The organism is Paenibacillus litoralis, from assembly GCF_046244365.1.
In the GTDB taxonomy this organism is placed as follows: Bacteria; Bacillota; Bacilli; order Paenibacillales; family NBRC-103111; genus Paenibacillus_V.
On sequence record NZ_CP176395.1, the window covers coordinates 3,072,438 to 3,091,788 of the forward strand.

General features: G+C 52.6%; 12 protein-coding genes and 1 pseudogene. All 13 read left to right on the forward strand.

What is annotated here, in order from left to right:
* Window positions 1-56 precede the first annotated feature (56 nt).
* A complete protein-coding gene (locus tag ACKGJP_RS12325) occupies window positions 57-1,727 on the forward strand; it encodes an alpha/beta fold hydrolase (RefSeq protein ID WP_409345929.1) in 1,671 nt (556 codons plus the stop codon).
* Between the two features lie 1,509 nt (window positions 1,728-3,236).
* Window positions 3,237-5,627 carry a helix-turn-helix domain-containing protein gene (locus tag ACKGJP_RS12330; RefSeq protein ID WP_409345930.1) on the forward strand — a complete coding sequence of 797 codons (2,391 nt, stop codon included), beginning with the start codon at window positions 3,237-3,239 and terminating at the stop codon, window positions 5,625-5,627.
* Window positions 5,628-5,752: 125 nt separating this feature from the next.
* Window positions 5,753-7,369, forward strand: coding sequence for an extracellular solute-binding protein (locus ACKGJP_RS12335; RefSeq protein ID WP_409345931.1), 1,617 nt, complete (start codon window positions 5,753-5,755; stop codon window positions 7,367-7,369).
* 2 nt (window positions 7,370-7,371) lie between these two features.
* Entirely contained in the window at window positions 7,372-8,328 is a 957-nt protein-coding gene (locus ACKGJP_RS12340) for an ABC transporter permease (RefSeq protein ID WP_409345932.1), read from the forward strand.
* Between the two features lie 58 nt (window positions 8,329-8,386).
* Entirely contained in the window at window positions 8,387-9,259 is an 873-nt protein-coding gene (locus tag ACKGJP_RS12345) for a carbohydrate ABC transporter permease (RefSeq protein ID WP_409345933.1), read from the forward strand.
* Between the two features lie 37 nt (window positions 9,260-9,296).
* On the forward strand, window positions 9,297-10,217 hold the full coding sequence (locus tag ACKGJP_RS12350) for a dihydrodipicolinate synthase family protein (protein WP_409345934.1): 921 nt from the start codon (window positions 9,297-9,299) through the stop codon (window positions 10,215-10,217).
* A 5-nt stretch (window positions 10,218-10,222) separates the two neighbouring features.
* Window positions 10,223-11,125, forward strand: a complete 903-nt coding sequence (locus ACKGJP_RS12355; RefSeq protein WP_409345935.1) for a helix-turn-helix domain-containing protein — start codon at window positions 10,223-10,225, stop codon at window positions 11,123-11,125.
* 267 nt (window positions 11,126-11,392) lie between these two features.
* Window positions 11,393-13,030 (forward strand): hypothetical protein, encoded by a 1,638-nt coding sequence (locus ACKGJP_RS12360; protein WP_409345936.1) that lies wholly within the window; start codon window positions 11,393-11,395, stop codon window positions 13,028-13,030.
* A gap of 69 nt (window positions 13,031-13,099) precedes the next feature.
* Window positions 13,100-14,038 (forward strand): ABC transporter permease, encoded by a 939-nt coding sequence (locus tag ACKGJP_RS12365; RefSeq protein WP_409345937.1) that lies wholly within the window; start codon window positions 13,100-13,102, stop codon window positions 14,036-14,038.
* A gap of 12 nt (window positions 14,039-14,050) precedes the next feature.
* Window positions 14,051-14,953 (forward strand): carbohydrate ABC transporter permease, encoded by a 903-nt coding sequence (locus tag ACKGJP_RS12370; protein WP_409345938.1) that lies wholly within the window; start codon window positions 14,051-14,053, stop codon window positions 14,951-14,953.
* A gap of 9 nt (window positions 14,954-14,962) precedes the next feature.
* Window positions 14,963-16,183 carry a sialidase family protein gene (locus ACKGJP_RS12375; RefSeq protein ID WP_409345939.1) on the forward strand — a complete coding sequence of 407 codons (1,221 nt, stop codon included), beginning with the start codon at window positions 14,963-14,965 and terminating at the stop codon, window positions 16,181-16,183.
* Between the two features lie 31 nt (window positions 16,184-16,214).
* Window positions 16,215-19,055, forward strand: coding sequence for an OmpL47-type beta-barrel domain-containing protein (locus ACKGJP_RS12380; protein WP_409345940.1), 2,841 nt, complete (start codon window positions 16,215-16,217; stop codon window positions 19,053-19,055).
* A gap of 112 nt (window positions 19,056-19,167) precedes the next feature.
* Window positions 19,168-19,305: pseudogene (locus ACKGJP_RS12385) on the forward strand (transposase); the annotation flags it as partial.
* Window positions 19,306-19,351: the final 46 nt, after the last annotated feature.

Sequence of the window (19,351 nt, forward strand, 5' to 3'; positions counted from 1 at the left end):
TTCCGCTTCTCATTCGCATTATCTTCGAAAAGAAAAATTGAGGGAGTGGAAATCGGATGAAGCATTTAAAGCAAACGGCTGCTGCCGTTATCTTGAGCGCAGCTTTAGCGATGCCGGCGGTAAGCGGAACCGCGGTTGCGGCAGAGGCTGCGGTTGCGGCCGCTTCGGAAGCGACCGTCGCCGGGCATGTCCCGATCCGTGAAATTGCCGAAAAGGCGGGCGCGGTCGTAACCTGGGAAAATAGTAAGCGCACCGTAACCGTAAAGCGGGGAGGCATGACGCTTATTTTGCAAATAGGCAGTGCCCAGGCGGAGTTAAACGGAAAAACGATCGAGCTGGGGGAGACGATCGAGCTTGTCAACGAGAAAACGGTAGTCCCGATGGAGCTGCTCCGCCAGCTGCGGCTCGATCAAGAGGTTAGCGGCGAAACGCCGGCTCTGACCGGGACCGCCGCGTTGGCAGCCGCTTTTTTGGAGCAGCTGAACGCCGGGGACTTTGCAGCCGCACATAAATCGCTGAGCCCGAATCTGCAAGCCGCTTTGCCGTTGCAGGGCTTACAGCAAATATGGCAAATGGCGGGGCAGCAAGCCGGGGAGCTCGGCAAGCTGCTTTCGGCAAACACCGTATCGAACGGGGTACACGATAACGTTACGTTTATTTTCGAGGGGACGAGCGTGCCTGTTGAAGCGACGATTCGGCTGGATAAGGCCGGGCTTGTCGACGATCTCGGCTTGTCGCCGGCACAGCCGCCTGCGGCGTACATAAAACCTTCCTACGACGATGACTCGAAGTATACGGAGGAAGAGGTTGTCATCGGCGAAGGCGCCTTCGCGCTGCCCGGAACGTTGACGATGCCTGCCGGCGAGGGGCCTTTCCCGGTCGTCGTGCTCGTTCACGGGTCTGGTCCGCACGACCGGGATTCGACCATCGGCGGCGTGAAGCCGTTCCGGGACTTGGCCGTCGGCTTGGCTGCGCAGAACATTGCCGTTCTTCGCTACGAGAAGGTAACGAAGGAGCATAATTTGAAATTCGCCTTGGATCCGAAGCAGACGCTGCAGCGGGAAACGGTCGACGACGCGCTAGAGGCCGTCGAGTTTCTGAAAGGCATGGAAGGGATCGATCCTGCGCGCATCTTTGTAGCCGGCCATAGCCAAGGCGGGATGGCGGTGCCGAAAATGATCGGGCTCGATCAGGCGGGCGATATAGCCGGAGCGGTTATTTTGTCGGCTCCGAGCTTGGGCTTCGCGGAAACGCTGATCGAGCAGCAGCAGGAAGTGGTTGAGCGGGTGAAAAGCTTGGGTCTTCCTGCAGAAGTGACAGCCGCTTACGAGCAATCGGCCGCTGCATGGATTGAAATCGGCAAAATGGTCGCCGATCCGCAAAATACCGTTGACCACATTCCTGCGAACTTCCCGCTACCTCAGCCGTACTGGTGGTTCGAGCAGAAAAACTACCAGCCGGCCGAAACGGCGAAGAAGCAAAACCTTCCGCTGCTCATTATGCAGGGTGAGAACGATTGGCAGGTGTCCATGAAGCAGTTCGCCGGTTGGAAAAAGGCGCTTCAGGAGCGGAAGGATGTTCAATTCAAGTCGTATCCGGGCGTGAACCACGTGCTAACGGCATACGAAGGCGTTTCGATCGGCGCCGAATACGGCCAGCCGGCTAACGTTGCACCGGCCATTATCGATGACATCGCGAAGTGGATCAACAGCGGCAGTCTCGAATAAGCGGCGGCGAATGGAAATTTAACGGGGCAAGTCCTATACTAGCAAACAAATAAGCTTCCAGCCCCACTACAACAGTGGCTTTGGAAGCTTATTTGTTTATATTTAGGAACTGCCCTATTACGTTCTAACTTTTGGGGCAGGGGCACTTTTGGCAATCCCGCCGATTGTTCGATTCCCGGTGAACGCGGATTTCCTTCGGAACGAAACCGTGCAGCCGTTATTTACGAAAATGTGCGATCGCTGTTCCGCATTTTCATCATTGCCTGTGCCCCGAAGGGGCATTAACGTTTATCCTTGTGCGGCTTAAGACTTCGGCACGACAGGCAAATAAATTTCGATGAGCGCATGCTCGCGGTCTGTAATCGGCTCGGGGTAGTATTCGAAGTCGGCGCAGACTGCCGGATTGATCTCGTACCCGGATTGGGGGAGCCATACGTCATATACGTAGCGGAAAACTTTACGCAGCGATTTTATTCAAGGGATGCTAGGCCATGAGAAAGCATCCACTACACAGATCTACGCCCAGCTGCGTGGTGAACGGAGAAGGGAATTATATAGGCGTTTCTTTTAGGGGCCATCGGCACCTTCTCAGCTAACGGGCAGGATCATGGAGTCAATCCATATTATGCTATTATGGACTTATGAAGAGAAAGGAAGGATAACGATGATTATGACACAAAAAGAAATGCTGTTCATTGTGCAATCACAACTTGCTATTGACCACCACCACAGCAGTATTCGATACTAATATTTGATGCTCTACTGTTGTATAAAAGATGGAATTTGTGTCCATAATGGATTATTTCAGAACCTCGTAAGTCCCCCGAAACAACCGCCAAAGGTTTGAGGATTAGGATATAAGCTTGTAGTGATTAGCTAATTTTCTCTCAAGATTGCGATCAGATTATATTACTACTAAGAGGGATTGTATATGAGTAGACGGAGATACTATCGTTTGCGTAGAAGTAATAACTTCGGCTACAGACAAAGTTGGGTCACAGGAAAAGGCCGGTTGGGTAGAGATTCAGTACTATTGCTAGTTATCCTATCGATAGTTGTAGTAATTCTAGTTATTTGGAAAACGGCTCAATTCTTCGATTCATTACTCGGTTGGTTGAGAGTTATGGTTGTTGTAATCGTCCTCTTTGGATTTGGATTCAAGTTCGAGGGTTTAAAGAATTATAGATTTTTTCTAACTTCTAATTTAATCAATATGAACTTATATTAGCCTTGTTTTCTGGCCGGATCTAATATTGATTTGTAATAAAATGCTTACCGTTGGTTTTCCAAACATCGTCAAATTACGCATCGAATACCATCCCGGTTTCGAAAGATTCCAATTGTGTTATCGTTTACACATCGGTTATTACCAATAAGCTGCAATTTAACAGTTGATAACAAGCAAATTGACGCATTTAGCAAATTATACTAGACTGTGTGTAAACGATTACAACCGAATTCAAGCACTCTTTTTTGCACAAAAAAGTTTGAAACAAGGGGAGCCTTTCGATGGAATGGAACGTGGCGACGAGGCTGCGGCTGCGCAACAATCGTTTGTTTTACAAGATTTTGCTCTATTTTCTCTCTCTGCTTGTGCCTATTATCGTCATAGGCATGTTCGTATACGGGAATGTCGATCGCTTAATCAAGAAAGAAACGTCCGCCCAGCTTGCCGACAATCTGCATGCTTCCGCGGGAACGATCGATATGGTTTTGAGAATGGTGCAGGCAGCCAACAATGCGCTCCTGTTCAGCGATACGTTCCAGCAGAATTTGCGTCCGAACGGGCTGATGACCGATACCGACAGGGTGAATACGCCGTCGATCGTCAAAGCGATTGCAACGAACCGCAGCATTGTGAGCCCCGTCATCGACAATATTTTTGTCTATATCGACGACGAGAAAGTGTATTCCGGCGACGGCGTCATTCAATTCGACACGTTTTTCGATACGTTCTCCCGATTTGCCGACCGGCCCAAAGAGTTCTGGTTGGGGAAGCTGAAGAAGGATAGCTTGTTCGAAATCATGCTGCCCGACGAGACCGTCAACGCCATCAACCATACCGTACATCAAGTCATACCGAGCGCGACGACGCAATATGTGAACGGGAGGCCGGCCACACTGGTCACCACCCTCTCGATTCCGGCCTTGACGGCGATGCTCGAAAACAACTCGATCTATTCCGCAACCTCGTATTTGGCGCTCGATACCCGAAGCGGTACGCTGTTGCGAAGCAAAGGGATGGATGACGATGCGGCGGAACGAATCAGACAAGCGTTTGCTGCCGCCTCGCCAAACGTTTCGCAGGTCCAGGTACTCGATGTGCACGGCGCTCCGTCCGTCGCCGTTCATGCTAAGTCCGACGATTTCGGCTGGGATTACTATTCGGTTACGCCGGTCTCCTCCTTCAATGGGGAACCGTCGAATATCCTGAATATGATTGTCTGGATATGCCTAAGCCTGGTCGTGATCGGGATCGTTTTTTCCTTCATTTTCAGCATCAATTTGTATAATCCGATTCGGAACATCCGCAATATTTTGCTGAAATCCGAAGCCCCGAGCAGTTTAGACGGCAATTTGGCCGGGCAGGGCGAGCTGGAGCGGATCGGGAATCAAGTGAATCGGCTGGTTAGCGACAATCTAGACACGGTACGCAAGGTGCAACGGTTTACGAACGAGCTTGTCGAGCAATTTTTCCGCAATTTGCTCGGCGGCAACGAGTGGGAGAAGCCCGGCACCGTGACCGAGGTTTTGCAGGATATCGGATTTCGGGAAGGCGACTGTTTATGCTGCTGTTTCCTATTCCGCTTCAAAGACGCGTTCTACCGCGAGATCAGCGAACCGGACCGCATGCTCATCCAGGAGAAGCTGCGAAATGTGCTGTGGGGCATTATGCGGCAGCATGTGAATTGCTATCTGCTGGAATATGAACGGAGTTTTTACGCGGCAATCGTCAACCTGCCCGGCGCGGAGGAACGTGCAAAGCTCGATCAAGCGCTTGATAAAGTGAAAAAAACGTTTGAATACGATATGATCTACTGCCATTTGACCGTCGGAGTTGGCAGCAACGCGTCGACGATCGGGGATATCGGCAATTCGTTTCAGGATGCCGTTACGGCGATCGACCAAAGGCCGGAGCAGGCCGATTTGCTCGTTCTGGATGCGTCCCGGATGGCAATCGAGCGCACGTACTTTTACTCTTTCCTTGAAGAGACCAAAGTGCTTAACGGTCTAAAGTCGGGGGATGAAGAGCTGCTGAGAGAGGAAGTCGAGCTACTCGTCACCATCAATCGCAACCGCGGCGTATCGAATCATTATTTGGGCGCGCTGCTTACGGAGCTGTTCAATACGGGCTACCGGTACATCACGGAGAAGCGGCTGCAGGTTTCCTTGTTCGTATCGAAAGAAGACTACGCGGAACTGAACAAAGGGGTTGTTATCCCCGATCAACTGGACAGGCGTATCGAACTTCTTCTCGGGTTCTACCGCAAAATCGTTGCCGGAACCGCCGTGAAGACGGAACGAAAAACGGCATCCGTCGTTTCGATCGTAACCGGCTATATCGAAGCCCATTACGGAGAAGACATTTACTTGGAAAAAGTGGCGGACGAGATCGGACTTTCGCCCAAATATGTGTCACGCATTTTTAAGGAAACGACCGGCAGCACCATTACGGATACGATCAGCCTCATACGGATGGCGAAGGCGAAGGAGCTTCTCGCGCAGACGGATTTGAAAATCAACGAGATCGCGGACCGGATCGGCATTTTCAGCCGGACCACCTTCCTGCGCATGTTCAAAAAGCACGAAGGCGTTTCGCCGATGGAATACCGGAAACTGTACGGCCAGCGGAAGGAATCGCAATCCGATGCGACATTTTGCAACGAGGCGGAAAAATGAATCATGGCGCAAAAAGGGGAATTACGGCTCAAGTAATTCCTTTTTGGTTATTTTGCAGCCCCGTCCTGCACGTTACGATTGGTGATGCAAGCGAACATGACAAAACTGAAGGGGGTTTTTAATCCATGCGGCAAAAAAGGAAATGGCTGACCGGCGGCAGCGCTTTTGCCTTGTCGGCAGCATTGCTCGCAGGCTGTGGAGGCACCGCGGCGAACGGGACGAACCAAGGAGACGCAGGGGGTCAGCCCGGCGCGCAGCAGAGCGCCAAGCCGGCGAAGGCACTGGAACTGACCTGGATGCGATACGAGCATCCTTCCCAGGCACTCGTCGCGGATTCCGCCGTCGTCCAGGAAATCCAGAAGCGCAAACAGGTGAAGCTGAACCTGCAGAGCGTACCGCAAAGCAACTATGATGACAAAAAAAAGACGCTCATCTCCACAAACACGATTCCGGACGTGCTATTGGTGAAACAGGAGGATATTCAAAATTTCGCGGACTCGGGCGTATTTCTCGATCTGACCCCGTATCTGGACAAAATGCCGAATTTCAAAAAGATCATGCAGGAGCATCCCGAAATCAATAAAAATAAGCTGGACGGGAAGCTTTACGGCTTTCCCTTGGTTTCGAGATGGGGCATGCAGGGCGGACAGATGCCGACCATCCGCAAAGACGTACTGGCCCAAGTGAACATGAAGGCGCCGGCGACTTACGAGGAGCTGTATCAGGTTTTAAAAAAAATGAAGGAAGCGTATCCGGATTCGTATCCGTATACCGCCCGCGGCGCGAACGGTTTGACGGCCACAGAAAACTTAATCAACCCGGTCGCCTTCGGCTTTGGCAGCGGATACACGAACCCGACCGGAGCTAAGGTGTATTACGATCCCGCCGAAAAGAAATATAAGTTCGGTCCTTCCAGTCCCGAATTTAAAGAGGCGATCGTCTATTTGCGCAAGCTGTACAAGGAAAAGCTGCTTGATCCCGATTACGTGACGGCGACATCGCAAATTTGGCAGGAGAAGCTCAGTTCCGGCAAGTCGATGTTCTTCATCGACAATTTCGGTTTCGCCAGCAGCTTCAATCTGACGCTTCACAAGAAGGATCCGAACGCTCAATTCACCGTTCTGTCGACCATGGCCAGCGATAAAGGCGTCAAACGGAGCCTGCTCTATCAGTTGGATCACTTGGGCGAATCGTATGTCATCAACGCCAAGGCGAAAAATGTAGATGAGCTCGTGTCGTTCATCGATTGGCTATACGGCCCGGAAGGCACCGATCTGACCAGCTTCGGCGTCGAAAATGCCGATTACACGAAGGTAAACGGGGAATACAAAATATCGGATACGGCATTGAACAAGTACAAGGATAAGCCGGATCCGGTCCGGACGATGCAATCGGCGCTTGGCACCGGCTATTTGGGGCTGGCGCTGAACACGGACGACCATCCAGGGCTTTCCTTCCCGACGCCTCAGGATACGATCGCATGGAACGAGGCCGTACTTAAGGAATGGAAGGACGGCACCGCATTCCGGCAATATTTTGACCCGCCTTTCAATAAGGAAGAACGGGAAAAATTGAAGCAGGTGCGCACGCAACTCGATTCCTACATCGCCCAGACGATGGACAAATTCATCATGACCGAAGGCGCTCTGAACGATTGGAACAGCTTTGTCCAGCAGGCTAAGGCCAAAGGCGCGGACGAGCTGGTCAATATTTATAACACGGCACTGGCAAGAGTGAACTAGCAATGGCGCATGATTGTTCCGATATCATGCCGATGACTGAACGCCCGTCTGGAAGATGGGCGGAAACTAGGAGGAAGCTGCGCAAAAGCAAGGTTCTGTACGCCATGTTCGCACTTCCGCTCTGCTACTTTGTTGTGTTCCATTATGCGCCGATGTTCGGCAATTTGATGGCTTTCCAGGATTACTCGATCGTGAAAGGGATTAGCCACAGCCCGTGGGCCGGCGCGAAATATTTCCGGATGTTCATGACCGACCCTTATTTCTGGAAAGTGGTTCGGAATACTTTGCTCATCAACATGTATTCGCTGCTGTTTGCTTTTCCGGCGCCGATTGCGTTCGCTCTGCTGCTGAACGAACTAAGAAGCCGGATATTCAAACGGTTCGTCCAGACCGTCGCCTACGTTCCCCATTTTCTTTCCACGGTCGTGGTTGCGGGGATGCTGGTCAACTTTTTGTCGATGGACGGTTTGATCAACCGGTTCGTCGAATGGTTCGGCGGCGAGCCGAGGACGTTTCTAGCGATGCCGGAATGGTTCCGGACGCTGTTCATCGGCTCCGACATCTGGCAGAGCATGGGGTGGAACTCGATCATTTATTTGGCCGCGCTCACGTCCGTCGATCCGCAGCTGTACGAGGCGGCTACGGTCGATGGCGCCGGCCGGTGGAAGAAGATCGTTCATGTGACGCTTCCCGGCATTTCCAGCGTCATTACCGTTATGCTGCTGCTATCTGTCGGGCATATGCTGTCCGTCGGCTACGAAAAAATACTGCTGCTGTACAGCGGCCCCACATATGAGACGGCGGATGTAATCCAAACGTTCGTATACCGGCGGGGACTCATCGACAGCGATTTCAGCTTCGCCGCAGCCGTGGGCATTTTTCAGTCGGTGCTGGCCTTTGTGCTGGTCGTTTCGGCCAACCGGGTCGCAAGAAGGGTGAACGGAACCGGGCTGTTTTAACTTGGCGGTTGATGCTTACGAAGTGGGCTTTCTGACGAAAGCCCTTAGGAGGGTAGAGATGCGAGCGCATCGATTCGGTTTGTTCGACATTGTCAATATCGGCATCATGCTTCTGGTAGTTTTTGTAACCCTCTACCCTTTGTATTACATGGGGATCATTTCGATCAGCGCTGGCGATGCGGTGAGCCGGGGCGAGGTGACGTGGCTGCCGACAGGGATTAACGGGAAGGCGTACGATATCATCTTCGGCGACCCCTCGATTTTGCAGGCGTACGGAAACACGCTGCTTTATACGTCTTTGGGGCTGCTCGTCAATTTGATCATGACCGCCCTCTGCGCATACCCCCTATCCCGGGAGGCTTTCTACGGCAAGTCGTTATTCTCGCTGGTTGTCGTGTTTACGATGTTTTTCGACGGCGGGCTCATTCCGCGGTATATCGTTGTCCATTCGCTCGGATTGGTCGATACGATTTGGGCGCTGCTGCTTCCGGCGGCGATCAATGTGTTCAACATGATTCTGATGCGGACGTTTTTCGAGCAAATACCGAGCGCCTTGCACGAATCGGCCAATCTGGACGGAGCGGGAGAACTGCGTATTCTGCTGCGCGTAGTACTGCCTTTGTCGCTCCCCGTTATGGCGACCATGTTTCTGTTCTATGCGGTAAGCCACTGGAACAGCTATTTTCCGGCGCTGATTTATTTGAATGAAAAACGATTGTACCCGCTGCAAATCATTTTGCGGAACATCGTCATTCAAGGGGAAATGGCGACCCAGGGATCGGAAATGACCGGGGCCGGCGGCATGGCCGTCATGGCCGTCAATATCAAGTATGCCGTCGTGTTTGTGGCCATCCTGCCGATTCTGTGCATCTATCCGTTCGTGCAAAAATATTTCGTGCAGGGCGCCATGATCGGATCGGTGAAGGGTTGACCGCACGCGACAGGACAGTGAAAAGAGGGATATGTACATGGTAAAAGACGGCGTATGGCCTACGATGATTACCCCGTTTACGGAAACGGGCGAGATCGATTACGAAACGCTGGAGCAATTGATCGAGTGGTATATCGGCAAAGGCGTGAGCGGATTGTTTGCGGTTTGCCAGTCAAGCGAGATGTTCCATCTGTCGCTGGATGAGCGGGTGCGGCTTGCCCGGTTCGTTCGCGAACGGGCTGCCCGACGGGTTCAGGTCATCGCCTCCGGCCATATATCGGAGTCTATGGAGGATCAGGTGAACGAAATCCGCGCCATCTCGGCGGAAGGAATCGAAGCTTTCGTCATCGTCAGCAACCGGCTGGCCAGCCGCGAGGAAGCGGACGACGTTTGGAAGCGGAATGCCGACCGATTGCTTCGCGAAGTGCCGGACGTAAGCTTCGGCATCTATGAATGCCCGTATCCTTATAAGCGTCTGCTATCTCCGGAACTGTTGAAGTGGTGCGCGGAAACGGGACGGTTCCTGTTTCTGAAGGACACATGCTGCGATCTGAAGCAGCTCGAAGCCAAGTTGAACGCCGTGCGGGGGACGCGTCTGAAGCTGTTCAACGCGAATGCGGCTACGCTGCTGCAATCGCTGGACATGGGGGCAGCCGGATACAGCGGCGTGATGGCCAACTTCCATCCCGATCTATATGTACGCCTGCTGCAGCTGCAGCGGAGCCAACCGGAAGAAGCGGCAAGACTGCAGCAATTTCTCGGTTCGGCATCCGCCATCGAGCGCCAGCTTTATCCGTACAATGCCAAATATTATTTGCAACTGGAAGGCTTGCCGATCGGTTTACGCGGACGTTCCGGCGGTTCTGTCGGCCTGACCGCTTCTATGAAGCTGGAGATCGAGCAGCTCAGAGGGACGGAGAAGCAGTTCCGAACGATAATGAACGTTTCGGGATGGTGACACTCATGCATCCAATCTCAAAAGACAGCCGTAAAAAGTTGTATGAGTTGGATCTGAGTTTTCAGAGCGGCAACGCTCATATTAAAGTCCATTGGTTCAGAATCAAAGAGAAAAAGGGAAGATTTATCGTCAAACGCCATTCGCATGCCGCTGTGGAAATCCACTTCATTGCGAAGGGAAGCTGCCGGTTTTTGTTCGATCATGCGGAACATTTGCTGTACGAGGGGGATGCGATCGTGATCGCCCCCCATGTTTCTCATGCCCAACGGCATGTTGACGGACAGGAGCTGTTAACGTTTATTTTATGCTTCGATATCGAATTGGGGGGCGAGGATGACGAGTTTTCCTTTCTTTCCTCCCAATTTGCCGATGCGCTCCCGGTGCCTTTTGCCGTAGACGAAAAGACGCAGCGCTTATATTTCGATTCCCTAGAGGAAGCGACGCAGAGAAAAGACGGATTCATGACCGCAATCAAAAGCTTCTTTCTGACGATTTTGGTTGCTCTTTCCAGGCAAATGGCCGATGCTTCCAAAGCCCCCAAGGCTCCATACCAGCTAAAAATTAGAAAAAATATGAACGACAAGCGAATGGATGTGATACACGAACATCTGAGCAAGAAGAGATTCGACAAAATTACGGTAGCCGATATTTCCAAGCTCATGGGACTAAGCGAGAAACAGCTCAATCGGATTGTCAAGGAATGCCATGATATGACGCCTAATAAGCTGATTGCGAAGTCGAAGCTGCAGGCTGCAAAAGCGCTGCTCGAAGATACGGAAATGACGATCCAGGAGATCTCGGAAAAATTGGGGTTCTCGAACGAATACTACTTTAACCGTTTTTTTAAAAGGGAAGAAGGCATGCCTCCGGGACTGTACAGGTCAAGCGTAAAGGATACCCGAAAGTGAATGCCCCCTTTACAACAAGGGTGGTTTGTGAAACGGAGCGACACGCCAGGCATGCGTTTGGCCTCGCCTTTTCGCTTGCTCAAGTGCATATCCAGCCATACCCTGTGACCGCGCCCCCAAACGACTGATCAACTTCGGCAATCGCTTACTCGCTCCGATCGAATGTCCCAAAAAGACAAAAGGAAGTCCCAAAATGAAATTTTCTATCTCTGTGTAATCGTTTACATTAGTACGTGAAAGCAGAATTTCTTCTAGGGGGAAAAGCGAATGAGGAGTAAAGGAGCCAGAATTGTCGCCTCTGCGATATGCACAGCTCTAGTCGGCGGAACGTTAATAGGTTGTACGGATACGAAGACAGCCGAAAAAAACAATCAAACTGCGGACAGCAAATTGCTCGACGGCGGCGTAACGAACGCTACGGGGTATCCGATCACCAAAGAACCCGTCACGTTAACCGTGGGAATTGCTTATGGAGCCCATATGGGCGATATCGCCAAGTACGACATCTGGAAGAAGATTGAAGAGAAGACAAACATCAAAATCAACTTGAAATTGTACAGCGATGCGGAAAAAACGAATCTGATGTTCAGCAGCCGGGATTTTCCGGATATCGGGTTCCGAATGGACGCCACGGGCCAGGCCATGGCGGACGCGATCGATGCGGGCGATATCATAGGGATCGAAAACCTGATGCAATACACGCCCACATGGAAAAAGTTTTTCGACACGAATCCGGATTTGAAGCTGCAGGCGCTCATGCCGGACGGCAAGCTGTACGGCTTTCCCTACGCGGTCATTAACGAAACGTCCTATAACTTGCGAGATCAATGGTTTATCAACAAAAAATGGCTCGATGAGCTGGGGCTCCAAATACCGACGACCACGGACGAATTCAAAAACGTGCTGACGGCTTTCAAAAATAATGCCGGTAAAGGCTCAATTCCCAAAAACGTCATCCCTTACTATGCGTTGTACGGCAACAGCATCGGCGGTCAGTTTGATATGTACGGAACGTTCGGGGTGTATGCACCCGGCAGCTATTTCATTGTTGAGGACGGAAAAATCAAGTCGCAGGCCACGAATCCCGATCTGAAGGAACCGATCAAATATATGGCCGATCTGTACAAGAACGGGCTGATGGTTCCGGAATCGTTTACGGATGACTGGGGGAAATATACGGCCGCGATTTCATCCAATCCTCCCTTGGTGGGCTCGATGACCTCTTTTGTGGATCAAGGGCAGAACGTCAAGGACGGCAAATGGTGGTACCCGATGGCGCCCCTTAAGCCTTCCAACGGAAAAACGCCATACATCCGCCGCCAAACCAAAAGCATCTGGCCGAGAAACTTCGTCATCTTCAAAAACAACAAGTATCCGGTCGCATCGGCAAGATTGGCGGAGCTGCTGGCGGATCCGGAATGGTCTTTGACGGAGAACTACGGCAGCCAGGGCGTACTGTGGAAGAAAAATGCCGACGGCAAATACGAGCTGCTGACCCCGACCGGCGAAGTGGCGGATGCCGATAAAGGGCTTGCCAACTACGGAATAGCTCTTCTCGACGAGAACATGTTCAACAACAAGATCGTCAACGCCAATTTCACCAAAGAGGGAACGCGGGAATGGGCTTACATGAATATTTACAAGAAATTTTTGCCGGCCAAAGATCTGAACTACCCGCCGCTGCCTAGCGGATTGCTGAGCGAGAAGGAAAAGCTGCGAATGACGGATTTGAGCAAGTCGCTGAATGATTATATCAAGACGACGATCGCGGGCTGGATTTCAGGCAAAGGCAATATCGACGCCGAATGGGACGCTTATACGAAGAAGCTGAAAGACCTCGGACTGGATGAATACATGCAGCTGAACCAAAAACAGCTGGATGCCGCAAGCAAGCTGGGGAAATAAACCGATGAACCGGGCGGTACCGCCGAAACTCGCAGAAGGGAGTGGAAAACCATCAATCCGGAACAAGTGATGACAACGAACACTTCCGTCAAACTAATCAGCAAAAAACTGCTTAAAGTCAAAGAAAACATCGGCTTGTACTTTCTCGTGCTTCCCGCGCTGATCTACGTCATTCTGTTTGATTACGTGCCTTTATACGGCGTGTTGATCTCATTCGAGAATTTCAAGCCGATCAAAGGAATTTGGGGAAGCGAATGGGTCGGCCTGTATCATTTCGAGCGGTTATTCAAACTCGATATCTTTTGGGTGCTGATCAAAAACACATTGTCGTTAAGCCTTTACTCGCTGATCGCAGGCTTCCCGATTCCGATCATTCTTGCTCTGGCGCTGAACAGCGCCACGAGCAAGAAATTCAAGAAAGTCGTGCAAACCGTCACGTATGCGCCCCATTTTATTTCAACGGTCATTTTGGTAGGGATGCTGAATGTGTTTCTATCCCCCCGCTTGGGGGTGGTCAGCCAGCTGTTGAATGCCGCCGGCATTATCGACGGTCCGCTCATGACGTTGACGAATCCGAACGCTTTCAGCCATCTGTACGTTTGGTCGGGCATTTGGCAGGGAATGGGATGGGGGAGCATCATTTACCTGGCGGCGCTTTCGGGCGTCGATCCTTCCCTGCACGAGGCGGCGACGGTCGACGGCGCCAACAAGTTTCAACGGGCGTGGTATATCGATCTGCCTTCCATTATGCCGACGATTGTGACGCTATTGATTTTAAGCTGCGGGGGCATATTGGGCGTCGGGTTCGAGAAAGCGTTTCTGATGCAAAATTCGTTGAACTTAGAAACATCCGAAGTCATCTCGACTTATGTGTACAAGGTCGGCTTGCTGCAATCCCAATTCAGCTTTTCCGCGGCGGTCGGGCTGTTTAATTCGATCATCAATTTGATTTTGCTGCTGACCGTCAACCAATTGGCCAAGAAATTGGGCCAAAACGGCATTTTCTGAGGAGGGGATAAGGTGTTCGCCGATGTGCGCAGAAGCAGGGCCGATGTTGTTTATGATGTTATTAATGTTACTTTTCTGGCCCTGTTGTTGGTTATCGTGCTCTATCCGTTATATTTTGTTGTGATCGCCTCCTTCAGCGATCCTGCAGCTGTCGGAACAGGGAAAGTGGTTTTGTTTCCCGCAGGGTTCAATTTGTACGGGTACGATTTGATTTTCAAGTATAAGCAGCTGTGGATCGGATATCGGAATACCGTCTTTTATACGATCGGAGGTACGGCGCTCAGCGTCTCCCTTACGCTTATGACCGCCTATGCGTTCTCGCGGAAGGATATGGTCGGGCGGGGGTTCATCGTTACGCTGTTTATTATCCCCATGTTCATACACGGGGGGCTTATTCCCACGTATTTGCTGGTACGGAAGCTTCATCTGATCGATAATCCGCTGACCGTCATTATCCTCGGCTGCGTCAGCATGTGGAACATCATCATTACCCGGACTTTTTTTCAATCGACGATCCCGCAGGAATTGTTCGAAGCCGCGAAAATGGACGGGTGCGGCAACATCGGTTATTTTACGAAAGTCGTTCTGCCGCTGTCCAAAGCAATCATAGCCGTGCTTGTCGTGTTCAGTGCGGTCGGGCATTGGAACTCGTTTTTTAACGCCTTGATTTACCTAAACGATAGAAATCTAATCCCGCTTCAACTGGTGCTGAGAGAAATTTTGACCAGCCAGACGCAGATGATGCAGCAGCTTGAATTGGGGATCGGGGACCAGGATATGGCGCAAAAAACGTTCCTGGCCGAATCCGTCAAATACGGCATCATTATCGTATCGAGCTTACCGGTGTTTTGCATTTATCCTTTTGCCCAAAAGTATTTTGTCAAAGGGGTTATGATCGGCTCGCTGAAAGGTTAGGAGGTGGCGATGATGAAACCGCTTGCAAATGAATTTGTCAAAATCTATGAATCCGCCGATCCGTCGTCCGTCTATTGCTACAGTCCCGGCATCGTCCGGCTTGCATCGGGCCGTCTCGTCGTAACCATGGACCTTGGCGGTCCCGGCGTGCAGCCGCCCCACGGGAAAATATTCACGTCGGATGACCGAGGGAAAACGTGGATGCACCGGGGAGACTTTCCGTTCGTGCACGCAAGGCCGTTCGTTGCAGGCGGCGCGTTGTACGTATTGGGGCATAACGGCGATCTGGCGATCATGCGCTCCGATAACGACGGAGAAAGCTGGACGGAGCCGGAAAGCCTGACGCGCGGGGAGCAGTGGCATCAAGCGCCTTGCAACGTTCACTATGCGAACGGATCGGTCTATCTGGTCATGGAGAAGCGCCTTCACGGCAAAATTGAAGTATGGGCGGTCGGCGAATTGGCGCCGGTCCTGATGCGCGGCCGAACGGACGCGGACTTGACCCGCGCCGAAAATTGGACGTTTTCTTCGGAGCTTGCCTTTTGCGACGCCGTTCCTGCGGAGACATTGGATTATTTCGGCGTTCCGTTCTTTCATGCAGATCCTATGCGGTATATCGATATCTCGCCTGGCAGAGGCTGCGCCCCGGCAGGATGGCTCGAGACTAACGTGTTGCAATTCGCCGATCCCGACCATGTTTGGCATGATCCGAGCGGCAGGACGTTCCACCTGTGGATGCGGGCGCATACGGGCGGAAGCGGCTATGCCGCGATCGCCAAGGTCGTCGAGCAGGAGGACGGCTCGATGACAACGATGCTGGAGACCGTCCCGTCGGGGAAACGGGTAGCATTCGTTCCTTGTCCGGGCGGTCAAATGAAATTCCACATCCTTTATGACGATGTGACGCGGCTGTTCTGGCTGCTCAGCACGCAGGCGACGGATAGCATGACGCGGGCGGAACGGCTGCCGGCCGACCGGTACAATCTCCCGAACAATGAGCGGACGCGGCTGCAGCTTCATTTTTCCAAGAACGGCATCGATTGGTGCTTTGCCGGTCTCGTCGCGTCAGGTAGAGCGGCAAGGGAGTCCCGGCATTATGCGGCGATGGCGATTGACGGCGAGGATTTGCATATCGTCAGCCGGTCGGGCGACGGGCGGGCATACAGCGCGCATAACGGCAATTTCATTTCGTTTCACACCGTCAGAGATTTTCGCGAGCTTGTTTATTGAAGCAGAACGATAATCAAGGGAGGAAGTTTTCATGATGAGGGCAAAAAGGAAGGGCAAGGCTTTACTTGTTCTATTCACGGCGCTTTTCGTTTTGTTTGCCGGAATCCCCGTCGCTATCGCCAACAATTATGCGGACGTATTCAAGTCGCAGATCGATTACTCCGATGCAAGCACGGGCGTCTACATCGGGAGTCCCAGTCTTGTGAAGCTCTCCGACGGGACGCTGCTTGCGAGCGATGACGACTTCGGACCGAACGCATCGAACAAAACGACCAAAGTTTTTCGTTCTACGGACGACGGAGCCACATGGTCGCAAACGGCTACGATTGTCGGCCAATATTGGAGCACGCTGTTCGAACATAACGGGGCCGTCTACTTGCTTGGAACCAACTATAGCCTCGGCTCCATCGCCATCCGCAAAAGCACCGACGGCGGCATGACCTGGAGCGACGCCTCGATTCTTTATCAAGGGGATGACAAAAACGTCAAATATCACACGGCGCCTACGCCGGTGGTGGAAGCGAACGGACGCATCTATAAGGGGTTCGAGGTATTATATCCATGGGGAATGTGGGCGTTTATCGTTTCTGCATCGGACACGGCAGACTTGATGGATCCTTCGAGCTGGACAAAATCGAACGAATCCGACGTCAATCTGTATATCGAAGGCAATGCCGTAGTCGGGCCGGACGGCCAGGTGTGGGATGTGCTCAGGCGTTCGGTGATCAATCGCGCAGGCATATACAAGCTCGGCGCGGACAACAAGACGTTTACCAAATACGGGGAATTCGACTTCCCCGGGGGTGACGTGAAGTTCACGATCCGTTACGATGCTGCCTCCGGCAAATATATTGCGCTCGTCAATGAGCATACCGATTACAACGTGACGCAAAACAACCAGCGCAACGTGCTGTCGCTCATTTACTCGACGGATCTTGTCCATTGGACCCGCGGCAAGCTGCTCATCCAGGAAGACGAGAACTTGAGTTGGGCGAATTCGACCGCGAAGGACGGCTTCCAATACGTCGATTGGCAGTTTGAGGGCAACGATCTGATCTATGTTTCCCGCACTTCCTACAACGGGGCTAACTCCAAGCACAATTCCAATCGGATGACGTTCCACCGCCTTGCCGATTTCCGCAATGTTTTGCAGCCCGCCGGTTTGGTCGGAGACTATTCCTTCAACGGCTACTCGCACGACGATTCGGCCCAAGGGAACGATCCGATCCGCGTTGGCACGAGCGGGTATGCAGCCGGGAAGTACGGGCAGGCGATAAGCATGAACGGGACGGATTACCTTGACATGCACTACATGATCGGCAATGAAATCGCCAATGCCGACGCGGTATCCGTCAGCGTATGGATCAACCCGAGCCTGATGCCGGCGCAAGGATCACGCTATGATATTCTCGGCACGCGCATCGATGGCACGCAGGCGGGGCTCGAGTTGATCGTCGACTCCGATGCGATCCGGCTCGGAGCGCGTAGCGACAAGACCGACAGCTACCAGAGCAAGAGCATGGGCTTCAACAGCCCGAATTCGTGGCATCATATCGTTGGGGTCGCCGATTTCAAGAATAAGTCCATCAAGCTGTATTTGGACAGAACGGAGCAGTCTCCCGGCGGAACGTTCGCTTTCGGCCAAGACTATTACCGGCGTTATTCCCCTTCCCAGGAGGATCGCATCGGCATGAATCCCGGAGGCGGCGAAAACTTCGTCGGCATGCTGGATGAATTGAAATTATACCGCAAAGCATTGACGCAGACGGAAATCGACAGTTTGTACTATAATTTCGACGCGACGGCTCCCGTCACCGCAGCGACCGTATCGCCTGCCCAGCCGGACGGAAAGAACGGCTGGTATGTGCAGCCGGTTACGGTATCGCTGGGCGCCTCCGATGACAGCTCAGGAGTAGTGTCATCCGCTTACAGTTCGGACGGCGGGGCGACCTGGCAGACGTATACGGGTCCCGTAATGTTCGACCAGGATGGCGAGTATGCACTCAGCTACCGTTCGACGGATAACGCGGGGAATGTTGAAGCGGCGAAGACGGTCGCGTTCAAGATCGACAGGACCGCGCCGACCGCGAAGGTCGCATACGGCGGTACGGCGGCCGACGGCCAAGTCGTCGCGACCGTTACGCCAAGCGAACCGGTGACGATTACGAACAATGGGGGTTCACCCAGCTACACCTTTTATTACAATGGCAGCTTCACTTTTGAATTTACGGATGCTGCGGGTAACAAGGGTACGGCGACGGCTGTTGTAAACAGCTTTCCGTCCGCAAGCACGGGTGCGCCGGGAAAGCCCGTTCTGTCCGATGACAATGGGTACGATACCGGCATCTTTGACGGCAATTACAACGTCGCCATGAATATGTGGTGGGGCAATAACGGCAGAGTTTACAAGCTGTACGAAAATGACGTCCTGATCGATACCCGCATCCTGACGGACCGGTCGCCGAATGCCCAGTCTACCGTAACGGCGGTGACCTATAAGTCGAACGGCACGTACCGGTACTACGCCGAGCTGACCAATGCTTACGGCACCACGCGAAGCGATGTTTGGAACGTCAACGTCACCCAAGCAGCTCCTGCCAAAGCGGTGCTTGCCAATGACAACTGGGACGGGGACGGAAATTTCAACGTCACCATGAACATGTGGTGGGGGACGAACGGGACGACATACCGGTTGTACGAAAACGGCGTGCTGATCGATACGAAGGCGCTCACAGGCGCATCGCCGCAAACCCAATCGGCCGTTACGGCGATTCAAGGCAAGCCGGCCGGTACGTACGAGTACCGGTGCGAGCTCGTCAATTACGCGGGAGCGACTTCGAGCGAGACGATGATCATGCAGGTAACCAAGTAAATCTGACCGATTTTATTGGAGGCCCCCTGGGGGGGGCCTCCTTTCATGTTGGGCGTGCCCGGAGGCACGCATCTTCTAGCCGTGAAAGTCCGGTCATGGGAGGGGCCAAGCCCATAACCGGGGATTCCGGCGATTTCTGCTACGCTGCTTGCCGAAGGTAAGCCTTGAGGCCGGATGGCTTTCGCTTGCCCATAATTTGCTCAAGAAGGCGGCAGTGGAACAAAAAAGGAAAATGGCGGCGCAGGGATAGCATCCCTAACGCCGCCATTTTTTAAATAAACACCATGTTTTCACAA

Excerpts from the sequence above, each read along its gene's own strand:
- ACKGJP_RS12345 (WP_409345933.1), top strand. The coding sequence starts at position 8,387 with ATGCGAGCGCATCGATTCGGTTTGTTCGACATTGTCAATATCGGCATC.
- ACKGJP_RS12375 (WP_409345939.1), top strand. The coding sequence starts at position 14,963 with ATGATGAAACCGCTTGCAAATGAATTTGTCAAAATCTATGAATCCGCC.
- ACKGJP_RS12325 (WP_409345929.1), top strand. The coding sequence starts at position 57 with ATGAAGCATTTAAAGCAAACGGCTGCTGCCGTTATCTTGAGCGCAGCT.
- ACKGJP_RS12360 (WP_409345936.1), top strand. The coding sequence starts at position 11,393 with ATGAGGAGTAAAGGAGCCAGAATTGTCGCCTCTGCGATATGCACAGCT.
- ACKGJP_RS12380 (WP_409345940.1), top strand. The coding sequence starts at position 16,215 with ATGATGAGGGCAAAAAGGAAGGGCAAGGCTTTACTTGTTCTATTCACG.
- ACKGJP_RS12340 (WP_409345932.1), top strand. The coding sequence starts at position 7,372 with ATGGCGCATGATTGTTCCGATATCATGCCGATGACTGAACGCCCGTCT.
- ACKGJP_RS12335 (WP_409345931.1), top strand. The coding sequence starts at position 5,753 with ATGCGGCAAAAAAGGAAATGGCTGACCGGCGGCAGCGCTTTTGCCTTG.
- ACKGJP_RS12365 (WP_409345937.1), top strand. The coding sequence starts at position 13,100 with ATGACAACGAACACTTCCGTCAAACTAATCAGCAAAAAACTGCTTAAA.
- ACKGJP_RS12330 (WP_409345930.1), top strand. The coding sequence starts at position 3,237 with ATGGAATGGAACGTGGCGACGAGGCTGCGGCTGCGCAACAATCGTTTG.
- ACKGJP_RS12355 (WP_409345935.1), top strand. The coding sequence starts at position 10,223 with ATGCATCCAATCTCAAAAGACAGCCGTAAAAAGTTGTATGAGTTGGAT.
- ACKGJP_RS12350 (WP_409345934.1), top strand. The coding sequence starts at position 9,297 with ATGGTAAAAGACGGCGTATGGCCTACGATGATTACCCCGTTTACGGAA.